Here is a 1,731-nt window from a genome sequence, read left to right as displayed (position 1 = left end):
GCACGTCCTCGGCGAGCTCGGGCAGCCACTGCGGCACCGGAAGCGCCTCGCCGTCCGGTGAGGGCACGACGAACACGCTCATGCAGAGCGTCGCGAGGCGTCGCTCGTGGGGCGTGCGCGGGTCGCCGGTGAGCACGCGGCTGACGACGTGCGCGCTGCGCGCGCTGGTGTAGACGATGCGGGCGTCGATCTCGACGAGGTCGCCGATCGAGATCGGCGTGAAGAAGTGGATGCCGCCCGAGTAGGCCCCGACCGCGGCGCTGGCCTCGGCGCCGTCGCGCACCCATGCCGCGGTGACCGCGTAGGCGGCCTCGTCCATCCACCGCATCACCGTGCCGCCGTGGGCTTTGCCTCCCCAGTTGACGACGCCGGGCGGCACGAGGAAACGCAGCGTCGTGCGGGGGGCGGCCGAGGCATCCGTGTATTCCTCGTCGAGCATGAGCGACTTGATCTCGGTGCGCGAGGCGATGCGGTCGAGCGCGAGGCGCTGCAGCTCGGCGTCGGCAGCCGACACGGGGCTCCACGCCGCCACGGGGGCCGGCCGGCCGTCGGCACCCTTCGCGACGAAGACCAGGATGCACGTGGTCGCCGGGGTGTACTCGCGGGTGCTCACGTCGGCCGAGGCGACCGTGGCGACGATGTGCATGCTCGTGGTGCCGGTGTGCACGATGCGGGCGCTCACCTCGATGAGACTGCCCGGCGGGATCGGACGCCGGTGGCGCATGTTGCCGACGTACGCGGTGACGCAGTAGCCGCCGGCCCAGCCGACCGCACACGCATAGGCGGCCTTGTCGATCCACTCCATGACGCTGCCGGCGGCGACCGAGCGTCCGCCGGCGGCGGTGTCGCCGGGGGTGGCGAGGAAGCGCAGCGTGATCCGGTCATCACGACCGGCGGCGGGATGGGCGAGCGCAGCGGGCTCCGCGTCGGGGGTCACGCACGACAGCGTAGTGAGTCGGATGCCGCGGCCCGCGGCATCCGCGCCCTCTCACCGCCCGCACAGCGCCGAGCCCGAGGCCTGGCGCTCCTAGACTGACGGGTGTGACCGGCCCTCTCACCGCCCCCATCCGCACGTCCCGCGACCACGCGTGCCTCATCGTGTACGGGCCGGACAAGGCCGGGGTCGTGGCGGCCATCACGGCGCTCATCACCCGCCACGAGGGCAACATCGTCTCCCTCGATCAGTACTCCGACAACCCGCAGGGCGGGGCGTTCTTCCAGCGGGTGGTGTTCCACCGGCCGAACCTGACGGCGGCGCTGCCGAGCATCGAGGAGGACCTCGCAGAGACCCTCGCCCCCTACGCGATGGAGTGGCGGCTGACCGACCAGTCGATCCCGAAGCGCATGGCGATCCTCGCGTCGACCTCCGACCACTGCCTGCTCGACCTGCTGTGGCGTCACCGCCGCGGCGAGCTGCCGGTGTCGATCCCGATGGTCGTCTCGAACCACACCAACACGGCCGACGACGTGCGCTCGTTCGGGGTGCCGTTCTTCCACGTGCCCTCGCAGGGCGCCGACAAGTCGGCGGCCGAGGCCGAGATCCTGAAGCTACTGAAGGGCAACGTCGACTTCGTCGTGCTCGCCCGCTACATGCAGATCCTGTCGGGCGACTTCCTCGCCGAGCTCGGGGTGCCGGTCATCAACATCCACCACTCGTTCCTCCCCGCCTTCATCGGCGCCGACCCGTACCGCAAGGCCAAGGAGCGCGGTGTGAAGCTCATCGGCGCGACC

General features: G+C 71.4%; 2 protein-coding genes. One reads left to right on the top strand and one right to left on the bottom strand.

The genetic code is table 11. From position 1 onward, the window contains the following. On the bottom strand, positions 1 to 937 hold a 937-nt coding region (locus tag ASG00_RS01585), incomplete at its 3' end, for an acyl-CoA thioesterase (RefSeq protein ID WP_235559052.1). A 104-nt stretch (positions 938 to 1,041) separates the two neighbouring features. Between ASG00_RS01585 and ASG00_RS14190 the strand changes: the two genes are divergently transcribed. Further along, the coding region (locus tag ASG00_RS14190) for a formyltetrahydrofolate deformylase (RefSeq protein WP_235559051.1) at positions 1,042 to 1,731 on the top strand (690 nt) is incomplete at its 3' end.

It is taken from the genome of Microbacterium sp. Leaf351, from assembly GCF_001423825.1.
GTDB lineage: Bacteria > Actinomycetota > Actinomycetes > Actinomycetales > Microbacteriaceae > Microbacterium > Microbacterium ginsengisoli.
This window is presented reverse-complemented; position numbering and strand designations above follow the sequence as displayed.